Source organism: Pseudoalteromonas sp. RW-H-Ap-1 (genome assembly GCF_048318575.1).
GTDB lineage: Bacteria > Pseudomonadota > Gammaproteobacteria > Enterobacterales > Alteromonadaceae > Pseudoalteromonas.
Genome location: NZ_CP166996.1, coordinates 81429 through 102916, shown reverse-complemented (window position 1 = coordinate 102916; position 21488 = coordinate 81429). Strand labels below are relative to the sequence as shown.

Genomic DNA, 21488 nt, shown 5'->3' with positions numbered 1-21488 from the left:
CTTATAGCATAAAGAGACACAGCAAATGGATAACAATATTGTTTGGCATAATTACGCCACCACTAAAATTCAGCGCAGCGAACAAAAAAAGCATAAGAGCGCTATTTTATGGTTTACTGGTTTTTCAGGTTCAGGTAAAAGTACCGTTGCGAATGCACTAGAAGCAGCACTCAATCAGCAAGGCGCACACACCTATTTACTTGATGGCGACAATGTACGCCATGGTTTATGTAAAGATTTAGGCTTTAGTGATGCCGATCGCGTTGAAAATATCCGCCGCGTAGGGGAAACCGCCAAGCTAATGGTTGACGCTGGTTTGTTAGTCCTTACTGCGTTTATATCTCCTTTTAAAGCTGAGCGCGATATGGTTCGTGAGTTAGTTGAGGGGGGTGAATTTATCGAAGTATTCATCGACACCCCTCTTGAGGTGTGTGAAAGTCGCGACCCAAAAGGCTTATATAAAAAGGCGCGCGCTGGTGAAATTAAACACTTTACCGGAATTGATTCTACTTACCAGCCGCCGGTTAATCCTGAAATAATTTTAGATACTAGTAAAAACACCCTAGACCAATCGGTAGATCAACTGATAACGTATCTAAAACATCAGCATATACTATAGGCCCATCTAATGAACCAAACTGAACTGCTAGAAGAAACCCTCATTCTCGCTCGCGAAGCAGGAAGCGCGATTATGGGTATTTACAACAAAGACTTTAACGTTGAATACAAAGCTGATGAAAGCCCCGTAACCGACGCCGACTTAGCAGCTCATAAAATCATTAGTGCAGGATTAAAAAAACTCACTCCCGATATTCCTGTATTGAGTGAAGAAAGCGCCGACATTGGTTGGGACGTTCGCCAAACATGGAACAGCTACTGGCTGGTTGACCCAATTGATGGCACCAAAGAATTTATTAAAAAGAACGGCGAGTTTACCGTTAATATTGCCTTAATCGAAAACGGCAAACCAGTTTTAGCTGTGGTTGATGCCCCTGCGCTAGGTGTATCGTACATAGCCGCTGAAGCCATTGGTGCTTTTAAAGATAAAGGCGATGAGCGCATCGAGCTTAAAGTTACCACCAAACCTAACAATGGCCTTATTCGTGTTGTAGGTAGTCGCTCGCACCCCTCTCCCGATTTAGCTGAATTTGTAAGACGCTTTGATGAGGTTGAAATGGTGTCAAAAGGCAGCTCACTTAAACTGTGCTTAGTTGCTGAAGGCAGCGCCGACATTTACCCACGCTTAGGCCCAACCTGTGAATGGGATACCGGCGCAGGCCACGCCATTGCCGAAATAGCCGGCGCTAAAGTAACTAAGCTCGATGGCAGCCCACTTATTTATAACACTAAAGATGAGTACTTGAATCCGTATTTTGTGGTGAGTGCGATAGAAGAGTAAGAGCTACGGGCTGCGGGTTACGGGCTTAGAGTCGCGAGCAGCTCAATGGCAATTTAAACACCGTAGGTTGGGTTGAGTGGAACGAAACCCAACAAGCATCTTAAATTACGGGCTACGGGTTAGGGGTTACGGGCTTAGAGTCGCGAACAGCTCTAAGCACAATCAACATAGTAATCAATACCCATTGTTTATAGTGATTTATGTTGATAAGGTCTTATAAACAACAAAACAAGGATGTGAATATGCAACATAACTATACAGCAATACTCTTCATTTTAATTACTCTATCTGGCTGCTCATCTAAACAGCCTTCAAGAATTATAAACGATGTTACTACAATTAATATCCCTGAACTTAATAAGATCTCAAGAGCCGAAATTGGTGATACTTTGCTCGAAAAAAGTATTGCTTATACTTACGAAGGCTTAGAGCTATTCACTACTATAAGTGATGGTGGCTCTTCTCGTGAATATGTGATGACGCCTCATAAACTCCCATTTATTAAAATCGATAACAAGGGACAAAAATATTATCAAGCATCAGCCAATAACTATTATGTAAACGATATTACTTTTGGTCGGAGAATACCATTATATGGTGAATATTTAATATTAAAGCCAGATGGCTCTTTAGACTTAACAGGTTACTACGATCTTAGTACAGCAGATCCAATTGCAACACCAGACCCAAAGTTTAAAGTTGGTAAGCTTGTTAATATCTCACAACCAAGTTTCAAACAAGAGCTGATCTATAATGGTAAATCTAAAGATACAGTAAAATTTATGTATCGTGAGTTTTCTAAAGACTTTGCTCGCCCTAGCTTTTCTCAAGAAGTTAATTATGACCTTACTGAGAGTAATGTGATTGGCTTTAAAGGGGCACGCATCGAAATATTAAACGCGACTAATACGAAAATTGAATATAAAGCTCTTAAATCTTTCCCAAATAAATAACCGAAAAATCATGCAATGCGGTAATTTTTGAAGTTACCGCATTGACTTAGGGCATAACAAGGCGTTACTTTCAAACAAACTATACTGTGCTTCATGTATATGATTATTTAACTTCTCCTTATTTTCACCGTTTCTTAGAGCCTTCATAACATCTTGATCTTTTAACTCATTAGAAGGTACTTTTTCTAAAAGTATTCGCCTTAGGTAATAAACATCAGAGTGTGTACAACCAACTGATTGTTGATGATCTTTGCTTGAATCGAGCCTTAATTTTCCGTCGCTATCTTTTTTAACATCAAGCATGACTTGCAGATAACTATATATAAACTCAGATTTTATAATGCTACTTTGCTGACTACCTGAGTCCTCTTTACTTAGCTGAGCTATTTCACGTAATACATTGTCTAAATCATCTTCATTACTTTTAATTTTGGATTCTAGATAAGAATCAGCTTTACAATATCTCTCAAAGCAAGTGGGGTTCGCTTCTCGAAGTGCCGTGACCATAAGCAAAGAATAAAAATTAACCTCTCCCATTAATTTTTTAGATTGCCACGCTTGATTAACTCGACGTAGTACTTTCTTAAGCTGGCGAGGAGAATCTATAATTGCAATAACTTGATCTAATTTATTCTTTTCATGGGTGTTGCTATATCTATAAAGAATGATTTTACTATGATTGTTTTTAGCCTCATCAATACTGGCTCTAGTAAAGCTAGCTAGCGTTTTTCTAAAATCATTTTTTGCAATATCTTCTCTATAATCTGTCGCTTTTGAGATCACTTCAAAATCCTCTGGCTTGTCATTACCCATCGCGACGATAAAGTTGATATTACTTAAGTCTTTATTCCTTAACCTATCCAGCAATGCAGCTATTTCATTTAGGCGCTTTTCGTTTTCATCACCCGTACCACGATCAACGTCTTGCAAGGTTATAAGTAATTTATGGTTCGTTACTTCTAATACTTTGTTGAGCTTTAAAAAACGTTCATCGATATCAACTGGCCCTGCGAGTAGTGAGGATAAGAATTTCAACCAATTAGGACCAAATTTCATAGCTTCGGTATAATGTTTAGGTAACGCACGAAAAGCACACATATCAATGTGCTGGCTGATATCATCGATGATATTACTGAGTATCACATGTGCGACACTGCCGCTGGCTGCGCCCCACGTTGATATATCACTGTGTATCCAGCCCCCATCTTGCTTAGGGCTTTTTGCTAACTCACTTACAATACTGTCAACTATACTACTTTTTCCGCAACCATAAGGCCCACATAGCGCTATGTGCTGTGCTCCCCTTTTTCATATCCTTCTGTATCACCGCCTGTCCGAAGCCGCTTAGCAATGCGCGTGGCATAAACCTGCAAGTCAGGCTCTAATTGTTCTATGTTTTTAATAGTGGAATCGTCTTTAAACCAATGTTTAAACTGCTCTAATGTTTTAAAATCATTTGAACTAAGGCTACTCGCACAGTCCAGAGTTGTTTGATTACGATTCCATTTAGCTTTAACCCATCCATTTACATATTTACCTATCAAAAATATTACGGAAAGTATGTAAACATCTACCACTATAAAAAGTGGCCAACTAAAACCTGTATGACTGATATGCAAATATATAAAAACTGCGCTAATTGCAGCTATAAGAGAAAAACATACAACCAAACTAAGGCTAATTTTTTCATTACCTTGTTGATAAGCTGTAATTATGGAAGAGCCTAAAATTAATACGATGAAATACTCAAAACAAGAAGTAGCGGCTATTAACTCTTCTTGGTTTGAAGTGAAGTAAAAAATCGAACCTATAAGAATTATCGACAACCATAAGCTTATCGTTACTGGCGGGTACTTAAAGCTAAACCCAATACTGCGTTTGGCGTGGGAGATATAAAACTTATCCAGCATTAACTTGATGCCAATACCGGCTAGAAAAGCAAAACTATAATGCAGCACAGGGCTTGTATTTAAAATACTGCCCCACTTCATATAAGCTTGCTGTACAAAACCGACTTTGCTTAAAAATACGGTAATTGTTGCAGCGGTAATTGCGCACAATAAAAGAGAAAGCCAGCGTGTGACTGTAATAGGGAGAGTTTTAACCTGTGACAACTTAATATCCTTATCAATACGTTACCTTGCCAGTGTATATCAATTGAACATTATTGAATAAGTAAGTTTAATAAATAAAGCTGCCTCTCTTGGCTTTACTAATCGCATGACGCTATGGCATGTTGGGTTTCGCTTCGCTCTACCCAACCTACGCTTTGATATAAAAATAAAATTTTATTACTTTAGGTCTTATTTTGAGTTTAAGGCTATAGTCAAAAAGAAAGAGCTGTCCCTACTCTTTCTATAACCCTTAACGACTTTGCTGGGCGATAAAAGCAAGCGAGTGTTGATTGAATAAGTCAGGGCGTTCTACGTTACAAACATGGCCGCAATGGTGAATAGTTTGCAATACGCTATTTTTATGGCGCTTTACCATTTCTTTAACCGGGCCAAGGAACATGTGATCTTCTTTACCCATAATGTAAAGAATGGGTATATCAATGTCTTTTTCTTTGAAATACTGCATTAAGGGGTTTACGTCCATGGCTAATTTAAACCATTTTATAAACTCTTTTTGGCACAAGCGTTTTGCTTCACGAACAAACAAAAGTCGAGACTCTTTATGACGCTTTTTCGGCATCATAATAAAAGCAAATAAACGATACAGCCACATGTAAGGCAACAAGTGTTTAAAGGTATTGCCTAAATAAACCAATGTATTACTACGAGTATTAAAACGAGTAACCGCCCCACCTAGCACCATACTAGAAACATATTGCGGGGCAATTTCTGCAATATTTCGAATAAGAATTGTGCCCAATGAAATACCAACAAAATGTGCGCTGGTTATATTGTTATGATCTAACACATCGATAATGTCTTTAGAGACATTATTAAATGAGTAATTATTATCAACAAAGTTTTGTAATAGATCATTCGATTTACCGTGACCACGAAGATCAAGCAACAATACATTATATTCTTTTTTATAAGCTTTAAGCTGACGAAACCAGATTGCCGAACTCCCCCTGCGCCATGCACAAATACTACCCATGTTTTACTGGTTTCGTGCACAAAAATAGTATGGAAAAGAATGTCTTTGCTCATTGCAGTTAGCGGCCTATTTACTTCAGTTGGCTGATTAAATTGTAGAAAGTATAACGGAGTTTAGAAAAAATCTCTTATGAAGTTCCGATTAATGGCTTCAATGTTACAGGATAAAACTCGTTTTGAGTGGTTAGTTATCAATTAACTGGCCAAGAAAGTGGCCAAGTATTTTCAATTCTCATAATCCCCTTACCAACCATTCGCTGGTTAATGCATACCAAGTACACATTGGCTTGAAAATAACTTTTCAGATTGTATGTCCCTCCTTCAATAGCATCTTTGCTGATTATTCACGCATTTCGCAGCATAATCCTGCACTAATTGCGCAGCTTTTAAACACTGTTTCATATTCGTGACAGTCAGTAACTAATAAGCTACAACAATTTTATATCTAAGACATAAAAACACATGAAATGTGTGGTTAAAAACTATATTCTTCGGCGCAATTATTATGATAAATAATGGATACACACACATGACAACATCTCAAGGTGCAACGCTTTCAAATGCACCAGCACAAGACGCACACACGTCTAAATCAAAATGGAACCTGCATGATACGCAGTGGACACTTAGCCTTTTTGGCACCGCAGTGGGTGCTGGTATTTTATTTTTACCGATTAATATTGGTATTGGTGGTTTTTGGCCGCTGATTATTATGGCGTGTTTAGCCTTTCCTATGACCTTTTTGGCGCACCGTGGCTTGGCACGTTTTGTATTATCGTCAAAAAATAAAGAGGCTGACTTTACCGATGTGGTAGAAGAACACTTTGGCGTAAACGCAGGTAGACTGATCTCCTTGTTGTACTTTTTATCGATTTTCCCTATTTTGCTTATTTACGGTGTGGGCTTAACCAATACGGTAGACAGCTTTATGGTCAATCAATTAGGAATGGAGTCGCCTTCACGCGTTGCCTTATCAGGTATCCTAGTTGCGCTAATGATTGGCTTAATGATGGGCGGTGAACGCTTAATGCTGCGCGCCTTTGCTATTTTAGTTTATCCGTTAGTAGGTATTTTATTCTTTTTGTCTTTGTATTTAATCCCAAGCTGGCAAATGCCCGATACAGCCTTGCCTGAGCTAGGTAGCTTTAGTAAAACACTTTGGTTATCAATTCCTATTATTGTATTTTCGTTTAGCCATGCAGCGGCTATTTCAAGCTTTGTTAATAAGCAACGCAGTCACTATGGTGACCTAGCAACGTCTAAGTCAGAGGCGATTTTAAAGCGTACTAGCTTATTACTGATCACCTTTGTTTTGTTATTTGTGTTCTCATGCGTGTTATCGCTTACCGGGGACCAAATGGCTGAAGCAAAAGCGGCAAACGTCTCTGTTTTATCTTACTTAGCTAATATTACAGAAAACTCATTTATTGCAACGCTGGGGCCTTTGGTTGCCTTTATTGCGATTATGTCGTCGTTTTTAGGTCACTTTTTAGGGGCACGCGAAAGCTTTACTGGGTTAGTGACTAAACACTCAAGCATGAGCCCTAAGGTGGCTGACAAAGTGGGGGCGGTACTGATGTTTTTCGCTATTTGGTTCTGCGCGGTTAAAAACCCAAGCATACTAGATATGATGGATCAGTTATCAGGCCCAATCATTGCGATGATTTTATTCATTATGCCAATGATTGCAGTTTACAAAGTGCCTAGCTTACAAAAATACCGTAACCGTTTAAGTACCTTATTTGTACTGGCTGTTGGCTCATTAGCTGTATTTGCGTTACTGTACAGCATGCTTGGCTAAGCAGTATTTATTACAAAAGCCCAGTATTTTGCTGGGCTTTTTTGTGCCTGCGGTTTATCGCAAATGATTTGTTTATATTATTGTTTGTGCAATGTTAGCTTATATATTCGTCTAAAAAACAAGCCAGCCATGCAAAATAATAAATACGTTTTTTTACTCACTTTTATACTCATACTATTTAGCCCTGAAATTAAAGCCGCTGAGCCTCCTACTATTCTATCAATGAAAGAAAGGGCTGCGTTTATCGATAGCATTACCGAAAAACGTATTAAGACTTTATTACCCACATTAATGCAGCAACACAACATAGATATGTGGCTAATGATAAGCCGCGAATATAATGAAGACCCGATATTAAAAACCATGCTGCCTGCTACATGGCTCTCGGCAAGGCGCACCACTATTTTATTATTTGTAGTTAACAAACAAGGCGGTGTTGACGCCTTTGCAATTGCGCCTTACAAAATAGGGAGTGTTTTTAAAAAGGCCTGGGATAAGCAAGCACAGCCTAATCAGTGGCAAGCGCTCAATACGCTTATTGAGCAATACCAACCGCGAAATATTGCTCTCAACACATCTACAGATTGGGCACATGCCGATGGGCTAGTGCTTGGCGATTACACCACTTTAATGGCCAACTTACCTGAGACATATAAAAATAAAATAACCTCAGCCGAGCCGCTGGCTGTTGCGTGGTTAGAGCAACGCATCCCAGAAGAAGTAGAAATGTACAAACACATTGTTGCTATTGCCCATTCTATTATTGCTGATGGATTCTCCGGTAATACTATCACCGTTGGAGAGACAACCAGCGACGATTTAGTGTGGTGGTTTAGAGAGCGCGTAAGGGAGCTTAAGCTACAAACGTGGTTTCACCCTAGTATTGCAATACAACGCGCCGACAGTAAATCGTTCGACCACGAAGACAGTTTTACCAACGGCTATGCCGATAATGTTATTCAAGCAGGCGACTTATTACATGTCGATTTTGGTATTAATTATTTGCGTTTAAATACTGACACTCAACAACACGCTTATGTTTTAAAACCAAACGAAACAAAAGCCCCCGATTACCTTGTTGATGCGTTAAAAAAGGGCAATAAGCTACAAGACATTTTTACGGCTGAATTTACAGCTGGGAAAACAGGTAATCAAGTATTAAAAGCCGCCCGCGAAAAAGCCATTGCACAGGGTTTAAAACCCACTATTTATACTCACCCGCTCGGCTATCATGGTCATGCAGCTGGTACAACACTGGGTATGTGGGATGCTCAGCAAGGTGTGCCGGGTGATGGCGATTACCCGTTGCATTTAAACACGGCGTACTCGATTGAGCTTAACAATGCGGTGTTTATAAAACCGTGGAATAAAGAAATAAGAATAATGCTTGAAGAAGATGCTATGTTTGATGAGACCGGTGTGTGGTACCTCAATGGCCGACAAACCCAGTTATTACTTGTTAAATAGCATTAAACAACACATACAAAAATGGCGCTCAATGAGCGCCATTTTTATTTAATCCAATTGCTATTATTCTGTATCTGGCAGATTACGGCCATAGAATATTTCTTGCATTTCACGCGTCAGTTTTGAACGAATTTCTTCTTCTTCGTCATCTGACAAATCATCTGTAGATAGACCAAATAAATAGGTGTTTAAATCGGTTTCTTTTAACATCATTTTGGTATGGAACAAGTTTTCTTGATACACGTTCACGTCCATCATTTGGTACGCTTCTTTGGTATCTTCTGTCATGAAGTTTTGAATCGAATTAATTGCATGGTCAATGTAATGTTTAACGCCGTTTACATCACGGGTAAAACCACGTACACGGTAATCAATCGTTACTACATCAGACTCAAGACTATGGATTAAGAAGTTTAACGCTTTAAGCGGCGAGATAATGCCACAGGTTGATACTTCAATATCCGCACGGAAAGTACAAATACCATCATCTGGGTGTGCTTCAGGGTATGTGTGAACACAAATGTGGCTTTTATCAAGGTGTGCAACCACTGAGTCAGGTAATGGCCCTGGTGCTTCGTCAGCATCGTAGTTTTGCTGCTCTTCTACAGGCTCTTCTGAAACTAAAATAGTTACACTGGCACCTTGTGGCTCATAATCTTGACGTGCAACATTTAAAATATTGGCACCAATAATATCAACCACATCACCTAAAATGTCGGTTAGTCTATCTGCACTATACTGCTCATCGATATATTCTATATATTCTTTACGTTGTTGCTCTGTTTTAGCATAGCAAATATCGTAAATACTAAAGCTTAGGCTTTTAGTTAAATTATTAAAGCCATGAAGTTTAAGTTTATCGAAGGGTTTGTTCATATAAACCAACCTATAAATTAGTGAAATCTGCACCTGCAGAATGAAAAGTTCGCGGATTTTATACGAATTTCACTCACGGAAAAAGCGTTATTTTCCCTGATCTTCAACAACTTCATGGCTATGGGTAATTTCTACTGTTTTATCAAGCATTAATGCAACTGAGCAATACTTTTCGGCAGAAAGCGAAACCGCTCGCTCTAGGTGTTTTTCAGATACATTCTTACCAGTTACAACAAAGTGTAAATTAATTTTAGTAAACACGCGCGGGGCTGTTTCTGCTCGTTCAGCAGTTAATTGCACATCAACGGATGAGAAGTCTTGTTTGGTTTTTTTAAAATACTTACCACGTCAACCGATGAACAGCCACCCACAGACATAAGCACCATTTCCATCGGACTTGGTGCTGCTCCGTCACTACCTGCATCAAATACCACATTATGATTACTGTTAGAGCGGCCTATATAGGTATTACCTTCAACCCATTTTACATTTGCTTGCATTGTTTTATCCCATGTTTAATTTTGTATTCATTACACGCAGGCTCTCACGCGCATTTAAATTAAATAGCGAATAAAGCGTGGTTTATAAAGGGGGAAATATTAATTAATAGCGTTATCAAATAAGTTTTTAACTAACCCAGCAAACTCATCAATAAAAGCGTGCTGTTCTACTGTAACGGTGTGAGAGGTCACACTACTAAGCACTTCTTGCAAATCGTAAACAATGCCATCAACCTCGCGCACAATTTGACTGCGTTGCTCTGTAGAAAGGTCTGGGTGTTGTTGACAAATGCGTATGACATTTTCGGCAATTACATCTTCAATTAACTCAATAACGGTTGGCGCACCTGGCTTTATTTCACCTGCCTTTTCAAACAACGCTAAGTTCTGAGTTAGGTACATTATTAAATCATCGTACCCTTGCCTGTTTAAAACCATCGTTTATTTACCTCAAAAATACTGATTGCTTAATTTAAGCAGAAAGCACTGATAATTGCTAGCTTTGTGGGATTGCAATACAAAAAAAGCAGCCGAAGCTGCTTTTATACTAATTAAGTCGTACTTAATCTATTTTTAAGCCTGGGCTTAATGTTGCTGGCATGGCTACTTTTTCAAGTTCCACAGAAGCAACTGGGTATGCACAGTAATCGGCAGCGTAATAAGCGCTTGCTCTGTGATTACCTGAGGCACCAATACCACCAAACGGCGCAGCACTTGAAGCGCCTGTAATTGGGCGGTTCCAGTTAACAATACCCGCACGAATACGACGTAAGAAATGATCGTAATCAGCTTGGTTATCACTTAGTAGACCTGCTGATAAACCAAAGCTAGTGTCGTTTGCTTTATCAATCGCTTGGTCAAAATCGTCAAAGCGGAATACTTTTAAAAGTGGACCAAAATGCTCTTCATCTGGGAAGTCATTAATATTTGTACACTCAATAATACCCGGTGTAACAAAACCTGTATTTGCTGTGTGCTCAAGCTCAACTAATACTTCTCCACCCATGGCTTTTAGCTCATCTTGAGCTTTAACCATACCAGCGGCAGCGGCCGCTGAGATCATTGAACCCATAAATGGTTGATCAGCGTCGTCGTAGTTACCAACTTTAATTGCTTTAGTCGCTGTAATTAAGCGCGCTAAAATTTCATCGCCTTTAGCGCCGGTTGGTAAAAACAGTTTACGCGCACAGGTACAACGTTGGCCGCTTGAGATAAACGCAGATTGCACAATATCATGCACTACAGCAAGAGTATCTTCTGCATCTTTAACGATTAGTGGATTATTACCACCCATTTCAAGCGCTAAAATCTTACCTGGTTGACCTGCGAACTGTTCATGTAAAATATGACCCGTACGTGAAGACCCAGTAAAGAATAAACCATCAATACCTTTGTGTGACGCCAATGCTTTACCTGTTTCTACTTCACCCTGAACTAGGTTAATTACCCCAGCAGGTAAACCGGCTTTTTCCCATAGTTTAAGGGTTAGCTCAGCCACCATAGGTGTAAGTTCAGAGGGTTTAAATACCACGGTATTACCAGCTAAAAGTGCAGGTACAATATGGCCATTTGGTAAATGCCCAGGGAAGTTGTAAGGGCCAAATACAGCAACAACACCATGTGGCTTATGACGGATCATCGCACGGCCTTGCGGCATAGCGTTTTCAACATCACCAGTACGCTCTAAAAATGCTTTTTCAGCAATGGCAATTTTACCTACCATGGCGCCCGCTTCAGTACGTGTTTCCCAAAGTGGTTTACCTGTTTCTTGTGCAATAGCAACCGCTAGCTCTTCGCTGTGTTCTTTTAATGTTGCAGCAAAGGTTTTTACAATCTCTAAACGCTTGCTAAAGCTTTTATCAGCCCAGCTGTAAAATGCTTCACGTGCTGATGCTACCGCGCTATCTACTTGCTCTGCGCTTGCAGCTGATGCCTGCCAAATAACGTCGTTATTTGCAGGATTAACTGAGTTAAATTCTGTGCCTTGGCCTTGCGACCATTGACCATTAATAAATTGTGCAGGATGAGTCATATACTTTCTCCTAAATTAAACTGGGGTAGCAGTAACAAAATCGCCCGATTTTAAATGTAATGCATCAGCAAGTTCTTGCGTAAGCACAAGGCTGTTTGAACGCGAATCAAATGCCATAGGAACAACGGTTGCTCTAAAGTCTTCAAGCTTATCATTAGCTAGCAATACCATGGTATCACCTGTCATTTCGCCAATTTCAACACTAAAGTTTTGTGCATTACGTACAGTGGCAATGTTATCTACTTTTGCTTCAACGGTTGGGCCAGCATCAAAAATGTCGACGTAACCATTAAAAGTAAAGCCTTCACTTTTTAATAACTGAATAGCTGGGCGCGTATTATCGTGTACTTGACCAATAACCGCTTGCGCTTCTTTACTCAATAAGTTGACGTAAATTGGGTATTTAGGCATTAACTCAGCAATAAACACTTTTTGCCCAATTCCCGTCAGATAATCTGCGGTTGGAAAATCCATTGAGAAAAAGTGCTCTTCAAGCCACTGCCAAAATGGGCTACTGCCGTTTTCGTCAGATACGCCACGCATTTCTGCGATAACGGTTTGTGCAAAGCGTTGCTGGTGCTGTTTTATAAACATAAAGCGTGCTTTTGAAAGCAGCTTACCGTTACAATTTTTACGATAACCGTCTTTTAAAAACAGCGTGCACAGCTCTGTAGCCCCAGTGTAGTCATTACAAAGGGTGAGAATATCTACCGCTTTATATACATCTAGCGTGCGCGAAGAGTGAATCACTTTACTTAAATGATAGTGATAAAATGCGTCATCTAAGCCAACTGCCGCTTCAATACCTGAAGTACCAACCACTTCACCAGTTTCAGTATCTTCAAGTACAAATAAGTACCCTTCATCACCTGGCTGTGATGTGGTTTTTGTAAATGAATTAACTGAATGTGCAATCTTCTTTTGTAATAACTCTTCATTATTAGGTAAAGAAGTAAAGCCATGTCCCGACTCGTCGGCAATGGTTACTAAAGCTGCATAATCACTTTTTTGGATTGGGCGAAGGATCATCATGAATCCGCTTACTCCCTTATATATAACGGTAAATAGGAACTGCAGGGCAAACAATGTTTGCCCTTAGAGAAGTTGAATTAGCGATTACGCATTTACAACGTGGGCGACTGCTTTTTCAAAGCGTGCCATACCTTCGCGAATATCAGCTTCTGGTATTACTAAAGATGGAGTGAAACGAACCACATCAGCACCCGCTACAAGTGACATTAAGCCATGCTCAGTACCTGCAACTAAAAACTCTTTAGCGCGTCCTTTGTACTGCTCATTAACTACAGCACCGATTAATAAACCTTGGCCACGAATTTCACTAAATACGTGGTACTTTTCGTTAATCGCATTAAGTAGCTCGGTAAATAACGCCGCTTTTGCTTTAACGCCTGCTAATACTTCTGGATTATTCACTGTATCAAATGCGGCTTCTGCAACTGCACAGGCTAGTGGGTTACCGCCGTAAGTAGAACCATGAGTTCCTACTTTAAGATGCTGTGCAATCTCAGTAGTTGTTAGCATAGCGCCAATTGGAAAACCGCCACCAAGTGCTTTTGCTGAAGTTAAAATATCAGGTACTACGTTTAAGCCTTGGTATGCGTATAGCTCACCTGTGCGACCAACACCTGATTGCACTTCATCAAAAATAAGCAATGCATTGTGCTTAGTACATAAATCACGAACGCCTTGAGCAAATTCGTCAGTTGGTGAAATAATACCGCCTTCGCCTTGAATTGGCTCCATCATTACCGCACAGGTGTTATCGCTAATCAACGCTTCAAATGCGGCAAGATCATTGTAGTCACAATGAACAATGTCGCCTGGCTTAGGACCAAAACCGTCAGAGTAAGCCGCTTGACCGCCTACAGTAACCGTGAAGAAAGTACGACCGTGGAAACCTTTATTAAAGGCGATAATTTGCGACTTCTCTGCGCCAAATTTATCAAGAGCAAAACGACGCGCTAATTTAAGTGCCGCTTCATTTGCTTCTGCGCCTGAGTTTGCAAAGTAAACTTTTTCTGCAAAAGTCGCATCAACCATTTTTTTAGCTAAGCGAAGCGCTGGCTCATTGGTCATTACATTTGATAAATGCCAAATTTTTTCGCCCTGCTCTTTTAATGCACCCACTAATGCAGGATGGCAATGGCCAAGACAGTTAACGGCAATACCACCAGCAAAGTCGATAAACTCTCGTCCTTGTTGATCCCATACACGAGAGCCTTCGCCTCGAACTGGAATTACGCTTGAAGGTGCGTAGTTAGGAACCATTACGTGATCAAATAATTCGCGATTGACTGTCATTTTATTTCCTCTTAATTGTGTGCATCACAAAGCAGTAGAATAGGGGTGTGATTATTGTTAATAACCAAATGTGTCGGCAAAAAATAATAGCTGTATATTTGCCTGAAACTACGTTGTGGTTCAATTTTCAGGCGCTTATTATTTCAGAAATTTAGGCTTATGTCTCTTCAAAAACTTTCATGTACCCCTTTAAAATAAAGGGCTTAAGATATTATTTCATAGATAGTGAATAACTATTTGAGAGCTAGTAATGAAGTACATTTACCTTAGTGAGCGCCTCTACAACGAAAAAAGCATAGCGCTTATAAACCAACTGCACATGAATAAGTAGAATTAAAGTGAATGAATAGTCGCAAAAAAATTAACAGATTTAATCGATTTGGAGCGCCAAATTAGTAAAATTACTTGCTTGCAAGGCCTCTAACTCTTTTTTTGTGAACTTGTAATAGCTAAACCAGCTTTGTAATTCATCGTCTTCAATAAGCTGGTGCTCTTTTAAGTTTAAGTACTGAGAGTAACAACGCGCTTTTAAAATTACTTGCGATAATGGCAATAAACTATCACCCTTTTCTACTCCATTTACTAACTGCTGCATTACAGTGTTAAAGGGTAAGTATTTAAATGACATGGTTTCAATCACCTTGGCGCTAGCAAGCAGTGATTTTTCATTCAACAGTGTCGTTAAAAATAGCGGGTCAGGTTTAAGCTCCAACAACGCGGTGTGTAGGTTTTTGTCACCGTCTTCACGAGCGCGCTGTACTTTGCGTTGCCATACTTGATCAAACACTTTTAAGTATAAGCGCACTAAGGCAATTTGCCCCACATTCAATAACATGCCTAGGGTAAATGCATGCATGGGGTTTAATCCATTAAGCTGAGCAAGCGTTTGTGCCGCAATAGCACATGACATAGTGCTATCTTTTAACCTGCGCTTTAATAGCGCAAATGGTGCGGTGCTGTTTGGCATCCAATGGCGCACCGCAAAAGTAGGCACTACCAATTGTAAGTTATCTAAACCCAAGTATCGTAATGCCAATGCTGGAGTATCTACTTTGACTGAGGTGCCTTTACTGCGCTGCTTACGATAAAAAGGTAAATTAACTAAGGTGACCAGCTCTCGTCCAAGCCAATTTAAGTCGTTAACTAGCGGCTCTAAACGACCAACCGATGCCGCGCGAGTTGCAAGAATATCAAGTATTGCGGGCACATTATCATCTATACCAACAGTGTCTTTGATAACTAAATCTATATCTTCAAGACGTTTGGCCATCACGGTTTCAATTACCGTATGTAATTTTTGACTGGTTTTTGCCTGTAACTTTTGATGTGAAGTACTTTTTTGTTGACGCTTTTGCTGTGCGGCCACTTCAACTTCTAATAAGGTACGCTTTTTAATGGGTTTACCATCATTGAGGTCTAAGGTATGAATAAAGCCGATTTGCTGATTAGCAAAACTATGACCCAGTAGCAAATCATGCGCTCGTTGGTGTAGCACGTTAACAATTCGCTGTTGCTGCAATGTATCGGTCATAAACTCTATCTTAGGGCAAAAAAGGAAAATAGCTTACAGGTATAAGCCTAGAAGCGCGTTAAAAAGTTATCAAGTAAGGCTAAGCCTTGCTCGGTCAAAATTGCTTCAGGATGAAACTGCACGCCTTCAAGTGCGAGCTCGTTATGCAACAATCCCATAATTTCATCACGCTGCCCAGTTTTGCTTTGTGTCCATGCTGTTACTTCTAGTTCTTTAGGCAATGAGTGTGCTTCAACAATTAAAGAATGGTAGCGGCACACTGTCAGCGGGTTGGGTAAACCTCTAAACATACCTTGATGCTGATGATGAATTGGCGATGTTTTTCCATGCATAACCTGTTTAGCGCGCACCACCTTACCACCTAGCACCTGAGCAATGGTTTGGTGCCCCAAACAAATACCTAATATAGGATAAGTTCCTTTAAATTGCTCTACAACAGATAACGATACTCCCGCTTCACTTGGGCTTTTAGGGCCTGGAGAAATCACAATATGATCGGGGTTTAACTGTTTAATTTCGCTCAGTGTTATTTGGTCGTTACGCTTTACCACCACTTCTTGATCTAATCGTTGAAAATACTGTACCAAATTGTAGGTAAACGAGTCGTAGTTATCGATCATTAAAAGCATGTATTAAAGTACTCAAAGTAATTAGGCGGATAGTTATTGCATGCATATTCTAACTGAAGGCTTTGCAGGTGTCAGTGTTTTGCAGCCCAGCTAATACAAATAGCGCACTTACAATCAACAATGGTTGATTTATTTTAAATCAGCCCAAGCTCTATTGTATGAGTAATTGGGCAGTCACAGACTATCTACAAATAAAGTGACCTGCATTATTCAACTGAATATTAAATACGTATAAACAAGGAGTAACCTATGTTAGGCGAAGACCATTCATTAACTAAAGACTTTCCTGATTACACGCAAACAATTGCAAACCTCAATGCAAATGATGAAAACTTTGCAACTAAAGCAAAACAATACAATGAAATCGATAAAGAGATTCGGGTACTTGAACTACAAGACTCACCTATCGATGACGAAGCTATGCAGCAGCTAAAGCACGACAGAATGGTATTAAAAGATTGGTTACATCAACAATTAACGGCTACTAATTAGTCACCATTGCTTGGCGTCTATTAAATAATAGGCGCCAATATTTAATTATTATTTCCCTCTCCTACCCTCTGCTAATCTATAATTTTAACCATTATGGTGCAAAAGCATTGCTATTCGTTTAGCTTAAAGACAAGCTATCTTTATCTAAATTAAACAATGTTATTTTTTTATGGCTAAATACTTACTCTCGATTGATCAAGGAACGACAAGCTCTCGGGCTATTTTATATAGCAAAGATGCACAGGTGATAGGGAGTGATCAACAAACCTTCCCTCAGCACTTTGTAAAAAATGGTTGGGTTGAACACGACCCTGTAGATATTTGGCAAACTGTATTAACCAGCGTCAAAAACCTCTTAGCGCAGCAGCAAGTAACTGCCGCCGACATAATTGCCATCGGCATTGCTAATCAGCGAGAAACCACTTTAGTGTGGAATAAAAAAACTGGGCAACCTATTTATAACGCGATTGTATGGCAAGACCGACGCACTAGTGAATATTGCGATAGTTTACGTCATGCTGGGCATACAAAAATGGTGAATGATAAAACCGGTTTAGTACTCGACCCTTATTTTTCTGCAACCAAAGTTCGTTGGATTTTAGATAACGTCACCGGCGCTAAAGAGCAAGCACACGCAGGTGAACTAGCATTTGGCACGGTAGATACCTACTTATTGTGGCAATTAACCGACGGTAAAGTGCACAAAACCGATGCCACTAATGCATCACGAACTTTACTGTTTAATATTCATCAGCAATGCTGGGATGAAGAGTTACTGGCTTTATTTGATATTCCACTGGCTATGTTACCTGAGGTAATGGACTCAGCGGCTGATTTTGGGGTAACAAGCAGCGAGTTGTTCGGTAGTGAAATTCCTATTTGTGGTGTTGCTGGCGATCAGCAAGCGGCTTTAATTGGTCAAGCCTGTTTTGAAGAAGGTATGGCAAAAAGCACCTACGGCACGGGCTGTTTTTTAATGCTTAACACTGGCGATAAAGCACTAAAATCAAATAATCGTTTATTAACCACTCTTGCATATCGGCTCAACGGCAAACCCACCTATGCGATTGAAGGCAGCATTTTTATGGCAGGTGCCACCATGCAATGGATAGTAGAAGGCCTAAAACTATTAGAAAACGCAGGTGAAAGTGAAGCCCTTGTCAAAGATGTTCCCTTAGATCATGGGGTGTTTTTAGTCCCCTCGTTTACTGGCTTAGGAGCGCCCTATTGGGATGCAAATGCAAGAGGCGCTATTTTAGGCCTAACTCGAGATTCAGGCATTAGTACTATTGTGGCAGCAGCCTTGCAATCGGTGGGTTATCAAACTAAAGATTTACAAAAAGCCATGGAGGGTGACGGACTTCGTCCTAGTATTTTAAGGGTTGATGGCGGCATGGCAAACAATAATTGGGCCATGGCATTTTTAGCTAACATTTTAGGCGCAAGCGTTGAACGCCCAACCTTAACCGAAACTACTTCATTGGGGGTTGCCTACTTAGCAGGGCTGCAAACTGGGGTGTATGAATCAACTGCGCAGCTTGCCAACATGTGGAAAAGCGATCGTCGCTTTGAACCCACCATGAGCAGTGAAGAGCGCAACGATTTATACGCAAAGTGGCTACATTGCATTGCACAAGTTAGACTTTCTAATAGCACTGACGACGAGAGTGACTAAACACTGGGAAATCTATGAGCGCACACGACAACGAATATGACTTACTCATTATTGGCGGCGGTATTAATGGCGCTGGCATTGCTGCCGATGCCAGTGGTCGTGGCTTAAAAGTACTCTTATGTGAGCAGAACGATTTAGCCTCTGCTACCTCTTCTAACAGCAGTAAACTTATTCATGGCGGGCTTCGCTATTTAGAGAATTATCAATTTAGATTGGTCAGAGAGGCCTTGCGTGAGCGTGAAGTACTGTTAAAAAAAGCACCGCATATTATGTGGCCACTGTCTTTTCGACTGCCGCACCAAGCACATTTGCGTTCGCCATGGATGATTCGTGTGGGGTTATTTATTTACGACCACCTAGCCAAGCGTAATACTTTATCCGCTTCAAAGGCGATTGAGTTTAACAGCGATAGCGTACTTAACAGCAGCATTACCCAAGGCTTTGAATACGCAGACGGCTGGGTTGATGACGCACGTTTAGTGATTTTAAACGCAAAAGCAGCGCATAATTTGGGCGCCACCATTACAACACGCACGCGCTGTATTAAAGCTACCTGTAACGCAAACTATTGGGATGTGATTTTAGAGCAGCAAGCCAGCAAACAACACCTAAACATAAAGGCTAAAAGTGTTGTAAATGCCGCAGGTCCTTGGGTAGCATCATTATTTGAAGATGTATTTACCCAGCCCACACCACATACTATTCGTCTTGTGAAAGGCAGTCATATTATGGTGCCCCGAGTTCATAGCCAGCCGGTTGCCTATATTTTACAAAACGAGGATAACCGTATTGTATTTGTTATTCCTTATGAGCAAGATTACTCACTGATTGGCACCACGGATGAAGAGTATTCGGGCGATATTGCTGATGTAAAAATTAGTGAGCAAGAAATCGACTACCTGATCAGTATTACTAATCATTACTTTAAAAAGCCAATAAGCAAAGCGGATATTGTGCACACGTTTAGTGGCGTGCGCCCGCTATTAGATGACAAATCAACAGATGCCCAAGCGGTCACCCGCGATTACAAACTGATATTAAATAATGAAGCTGATCACGCCCCATTATTAAGCGTGTTTGGTGGTAAAATTACCACCTATAGAAAGCTTGCAGAAAATGCCGTTAATAAATTAGCGCCTCTTTACCCAAAAATGAGTGGCTCGTGGACGAAAGACACTCCTTTACCAGGTGGCGACTTTAGTAACCAAGCATACCTTATCGCTCAGTTAGAAAGCAGCTACCCTTTGCTGCCAATCGACACCTTAAAACGTATGGCTCGCAGCTATGGCACGCTTAGTTATCAATTATTAGGTAAAAGCCAAGCAATCGGCGATTTAGGTTATCACTTTGGTCATGGTTTATATGCACAAGAAGTTGATTACTTAGTTAACCATGAATGGGCAAAAAACAGCGCAGATATATTGTGGCGCAGAACTAAGCTCGGACTGCGCTTTACTGAAAAACAAGTCATTGCCCTGGGGCAATATTTAACTCAGTCACAGCTAAACTGCAATTAACTAGCTGCAACAAAGTGCTGTGTTAATGCGGCTTTTTCATCAGCCGAAAGCATTTGCTTCGTTTTGCTGGCAAAGTCGTATCGCACCATGACCGTTTTACCAATAGCGCAACACTTATCTTGCTGCCAGGCTTCTTGGCGGATCACAAATGAGCTATTACCAATCTGCTCTATGCTGGAGTTAATTGTCACTTCATGGGCATAAAATAACTCGCCGACAAACGACACTTCAACCTTAGCAATAATTAACTTCCAGTTGTGAGGATTAAGATCAGGGGTAAAAAATTTAAAAATAGGTACTCGGGCGGCTTCAAACCAAACAGGGAGTACGGTATTGTTGATGTGTCCGAGTGCATCCGTTTCGCTAAAGCGCGGCATCACTTTTTCAGTAAACATAATAATCCATAATAATTAAACAGGTAACTCATGACGGACTTTATCCGCGTGTATGACAACGCGCTCAGCAGTGACTTTTGTGATAACTTTATCTCTACCTTTTCTCAAAGCCCGCATATTAAACAAGGGATGACATCGGGCGGCGTTGATCTTAATAAAAAAGATAGCCACGACCTGCACTTAAACAATCATCCTGAATACGCAGAACAATTAAAACATATTCAACAAACCACTGCACAGTATGTTTTTAAATACATCGAAGAACATATTTTTATGATGATTGGGGCATTTGGTTTAAAAGTGTATCACCCAAAAACAGGCCAGCCGGTAGATTTAACTCATGCCAATTATGACGAAGTAGGTAAACCACAACTTCCTTTATTGGTGCAGCAAATTTTTAGGCTCGGTAATATTCAAGCACAAAAATATGAGGTCAATAAAGGGGGCTATCCGTATTGGCATAGTGAGGTGTATCCACAGTTACAACATAATGAAGCCCTGCATCGGGTATTGTTATTTATGTTTTATTTAAATGATGTTGAAGAAGGCGGAGAAACCGAGTTTTATTATCAAAATAAAAAAATAGCCCCTAAAAAAGGCAGCATGGTGGTTGCCCCAGGATATTTTACGCATACACATAGAGGCAATAAGCCAGTATCAAACGATAAGTATATTTTAACCTCATGGGTTTTGTTTAATCGAGCAGAGCAAATTTATGGAACGCCACAAAGCTAGGTAATTAGCCAATAAAAAAGCCATAAGTAATTTTTACTTATGGCTTTAAAAAGTGTT

At 40.2% G+C, this 21488-nt stretch carries 19 protein-coding genes and 2 pseudogenes; 9 read left to right on the top strand and 12 right to left on the bottom strand.

The window, feature by feature from the left end; genetic code table 11:
- Window positions 1–25 precede the first annotated feature (25 nt).
- The 3 genes from cysC (at window position 26) to AB8618_RS00485 (ending at window position 2352) form a co-directional block, all read left to right on the top strand.
- Complete coding sequence (gene cysC / locus AB8618_RS00495) at window positions 26–619, top strand: adenylyl-sulfate kinase (RefSeq protein WP_413401114.1); 594 nt, start codon at window positions 26–28, stop codon at window positions 617–619.
- A gap of 9 nt (window positions 620–628) precedes the next feature.
- Window positions 629–1399 (top strand): 3'(2'),5'-bisphosphate nucleotidase CysQ, encoded by a 771-nt coding sequence (cysQ, locus tag AB8618_RS00490; RefSeq protein ID WP_413401113.1) that lies wholly within the window; start codon window positions 629–631, stop codon window positions 1397–1399.
- A 242-nt stretch (window positions 1400–1641) separates the two neighbouring features.
- Window positions 1642–2352, top strand: a complete 711-nt coding sequence (locus AB8618_RS00485) for a hypothetical protein (RefSeq protein WP_409424415.1) — start codon at window positions 1642–1644, stop codon at window positions 2350–2352.
- A 33-nt stretch (window positions 2353–2385) separates the two neighbouring features.
- On the opposite strand, the gene AB8618_RS00480 is transcribed toward AB8618_RS00485, so the two are convergent.
- From AB8618_RS00480 to AB8618_RS00470, 3 genes and pseudogenes are all read right to left on the bottom strand, one after another.
- Window positions 2386–3591 carry a hypothetical protein gene (locus AB8618_RS00480; RefSeq protein WP_409425533.1) on the bottom strand — a complete coding sequence of 402 codons (1206 nt, stop codon included), beginning with the start codon at window positions 3589–3591 and terminating at the stop codon, window positions 2386–2388.
- 47 nt (window positions 3592–3638) lie between these two features.
- Window positions 3639–4466 carry a hypothetical protein gene (locus AB8618_RS00475; RefSeq protein ID WP_409424414.1) on the bottom strand — a complete coding sequence of 276 codons (828 nt, stop codon included), beginning with the start codon at window positions 4464–4466 and terminating at the stop codon, window positions 3639–3641.
- 250 nt (window positions 4467–4716) lie between these two features.
- Window positions 4717–5513 (bottom strand): annotated as a pseudogene (locus AB8618_RS00470) (alpha/beta fold hydrolase).
- Between the two features lie 475 nt (window positions 5514–5988).
- Between AB8618_RS00470 and AB8618_RS00465 the strand changes: the two are divergent.
- Together AB8618_RS00465 and AB8618_RS00460 are read left to right on the top strand one after the other, a co-directional pair.
- Window positions 5989–7260, top strand: a complete 1272-nt coding sequence (locus AB8618_RS00465) for an aromatic amino acid transport family protein (RefSeq protein ID WP_138623552.1) — start codon at window positions 5989–5991, stop codon at window positions 7258–7260.
- Window positions 7261–7389: 129 nt separating this feature from the next.
- A complete protein-coding gene (locus AB8618_RS00460) occupies window positions 7390–8727 on the top strand; it encodes a M24 family metallopeptidase (RefSeq protein ID WP_413401110.1) in 1338 nt (445 codons plus the stop codon).
- Between the two features lie 63 nt (window positions 8728–8790).
- Here AB8618_RS00460 and speD read toward each other — a convergent pair whose 3' ends face one another.
- From speD to AB8618_RS00420, 8 genes and pseudogenes are all read right to left on the bottom strand, one after another.
- Window positions 8791–9603 carry an adenosylmethionine decarboxylase gene (gene speD / locus AB8618_RS00455; RefSeq protein ID WP_010392088.1) on the bottom strand — a complete coding sequence of 271 codons (813 nt, stop codon included), beginning with the start codon at window positions 9601–9603 and terminating at the stop codon, window positions 8791–8793.
- Between the two features lie 87 nt (window positions 9604–9690).
- Window positions 9691–10103 (bottom strand): annotated as a pseudogene (locus tag AB8618_RS00450) (OsmC family protein).
- Between the two features lie 99 nt (window positions 10104–10202).
- Complete coding sequence (locus AB8618_RS00445) at window positions 10203–10541, bottom strand: DUF3802 family protein (RefSeq protein ID WP_178954635.1); 339 nt, start codon at window positions 10539–10541, stop codon at window positions 10203–10205.
- A gap of 124 nt (window positions 10542–10665) precedes the next feature.
- A complete protein-coding gene (astD, locus tag AB8618_RS00440; protein ID WP_413401109.1) occupies window positions 10666–12135 on the bottom strand; it encodes a succinylglutamate-semialdehyde dehydrogenase in 1470 nt (489 codons plus the stop codon).
- 15 nt (window positions 12136–12150) lie between these two features.
- Window positions 12151–13167: an arginine N-succinyltransferase gene (gene astA / locus AB8618_RS00435; RefSeq protein WP_055012478.1), complete on the bottom strand. Its 1017-nt coding sequence runs from the start codon at window positions 13165–13167 to the stop codon at window positions 12151–12153.
- Between the two features lie 84 nt (window positions 13168–13251).
- Window positions 13252–14457: an aspartate aminotransferase family protein gene (locus AB8618_RS00430; protein ID WP_008108435.1), complete on the bottom strand. Its 1206-nt coding sequence runs from the start codon at window positions 14455–14457 to the stop codon at window positions 13252–13254.
- Between the two features lie 370 nt (window positions 14458–14827).
- A complete protein-coding gene (locus AB8618_RS00425; protein WP_409424409.1) occupies window positions 14828–15988 on the bottom strand; it encodes an HDOD domain-containing protein in 1161 nt (386 codons plus the stop codon).
- A 47-nt stretch (window positions 15989–16035) separates the two neighbouring features.
- Window positions 16036–16617, bottom strand: coding sequence for an anthranilate synthase component II (locus tag AB8618_RS00420; RefSeq protein WP_409424408.1), 582 nt, complete (start codon window positions 16615–16617; stop codon window positions 16036–16038).
- A 249-nt stretch (window positions 16618–16866) separates the two neighbouring features.
- On the opposite strand from AB8618_RS00420, the gene AB8618_RS00415 reads away from it, so the two are divergent.
- The 3 genes from AB8618_RS00415 to glpD all read left to right on the top strand — a co-directional run bounded on the left by AB8618_RS00415 (window position 16867) and on the right by glpD (window position 20301).
- Window positions 16867–17109, top strand: coding sequence for a YdcH family protein (locus AB8618_RS00415; protein WP_409424407.1), 243 nt, complete (start codon window positions 16867–16869; stop codon window positions 17107–17109).
- A 169-nt stretch (window positions 17110–17278) separates the two neighbouring features.
- Window positions 17279–18784, top strand: a complete 1506-nt coding sequence (gene glpK, locus AB8618_RS00410) for a glycerol kinase GlpK (RefSeq protein ID WP_413401108.1) — start codon at window positions 17279–17281, stop codon at window positions 18782–18784.
- A 14-nt stretch (window positions 18785–18798) separates the two neighbouring features.
- Window positions 18799–20301 carry a glycerol-3-phosphate dehydrogenase gene (gene glpD, locus AB8618_RS00405; RefSeq protein ID WP_409424405.1) on the top strand — a complete coding sequence of 501 codons (1503 nt, stop codon included), beginning with the start codon at window positions 18799–18801 and terminating at the stop codon, window positions 20299–20301.
- Here glpD and AB8618_RS00400 read toward each other — a convergent pair.
- A complete protein-coding gene (locus AB8618_RS00400) occupies window positions 20298–20696 on the bottom strand; it encodes an acyl-CoA thioesterase (protein ID WP_413401107.1) in 399 nt (132 codons plus the stop codon). The genes glpD and AB8618_RS00400 overlap by 4 nt on opposite strands.
- A 30-nt stretch (window positions 20697–20726) precedes the next feature.
- On the opposite strand from AB8618_RS00400, the gene AB8618_RS00395 reads away from it, so the two are divergent.
- Entirely contained in the window at window positions 20727–21431 is a 705-nt protein-coding gene (locus AB8618_RS00395; protein WP_413401106.1) for a 2OG-Fe(II) oxygenase, read from the top strand.
- Window positions 21432–21488 lie beyond the last annotated feature (57 nt).

What these genes read in the sequence shown, in the direction of transcription:
- astA (WP_055012478.1), bottom strand. Translation starts at nt 13,167, where the DNA reads ATGATGATCCTTCGCCCAATCCAAAAAAGTGATTATGCAGCTTTAGTA.
- speD (WP_010392088.1), bottom strand. Translation starts at nt 9,603, where the DNA reads ATGAACAAACCCTTCGATAAACTTAAACTTCATGGCTTTAATAATTTA.
- AB8618_RS00400 (WP_413401107.1), bottom strand. Translation starts at nt 20,696, where the DNA reads ATGTTTACTGAAAAAGTGATGCCGCGCTTTAGCGAAACGGATGCACTC.
- AB8618_RS00465 (WP_138623552.1), top strand. Translation starts at nt 5,989, where the DNA reads ATGACAACATCTCAAGGTGCAACGCTTTCAAATGCACCAGCACAAGAC.
- cysQ (WP_413401113.1), top strand. Translation starts at nt 629, where the DNA reads ATGAACCAAACTGAACTGCTAGAAGAAACCCTCATTCTCGCTCGCGAA.
- AB8618_RS00395 (WP_413401106.1), top strand. Translation starts at nt 20,727, where the DNA reads ATGACGGACTTTATCCGCGTGTATGACAACGCGCTCAGCAGTGACTTT.
- AB8618_RS00420 (WP_409424408.1), bottom strand. Translation starts at nt 16,617, where the DNA reads ATGCTTTTAATGATCGATAACTACGACTCGTTTACCTACAATTTGGTA.
- glpK (WP_413401108.1), top strand. Translation starts at nt 17,279, where the DNA reads ATGGCTAAATACTTACTCTCGATTGATCAAGGAACGACAAGCTCTCGG.
- AB8618_RS00430 (WP_008108435.1), bottom strand. Translation starts at nt 14,457, where the DNA reads ATGACAGTCAATCGCGAATTATTTGATCACGTAATGGTTCCTAACTAC.
- AB8618_RS00425 (WP_409424409.1), bottom strand. Translation starts at nt 15,988, where the DNA reads ATGACCGATACATTGCAGCAACAGCGAATTGTTAACGTGCTACACCAA.
- AB8618_RS00460 (WP_413401110.1), top strand. Translation starts at nt 7,390, where the DNA reads ATGCAAAATAATAAATACGTTTTTTTACTCACTTTTATACTCATACTA.
- glpD (WP_409424405.1), top strand. Translation starts at nt 18,799, where the DNA reads ATGAGCGCACACGACAACGAATATGACTTACTCATTATTGGCGGCGGT.
- astD (WP_413401109.1), bottom strand. Translation starts at nt 12,135, where the DNA reads ATGACTCATCCTGCACAATTTATTAATGGTCAATGGTCGCAAGGCCAA.
- AB8618_RS00415 (WP_409424407.1), top strand. Translation starts at nt 16,867, where the DNA reads ATGTTAGGCGAAGACCATTCATTAACTAAAGACTTTCCTGATTACACG.
- AB8618_RS00485 (WP_409424415.1), top strand. Translation starts at nt 1,642, where the DNA reads ATGCAACATAACTATACAGCAATACTCTTCATTTTAATTACTCTATCT.
- cysC (WP_413401114.1), top strand. Translation starts at nt 26, where the DNA reads ATGGATAACAATATTGTTTGGCATAATTACGCCACCACTAAAATTCAG.
- AB8618_RS00445 (WP_178954635.1), bottom strand. Translation starts at nt 10,541, where the DNA reads ATGGTTTTAAACAGGCAAGGGTACGATGATTTAATAATGTACCTAACT.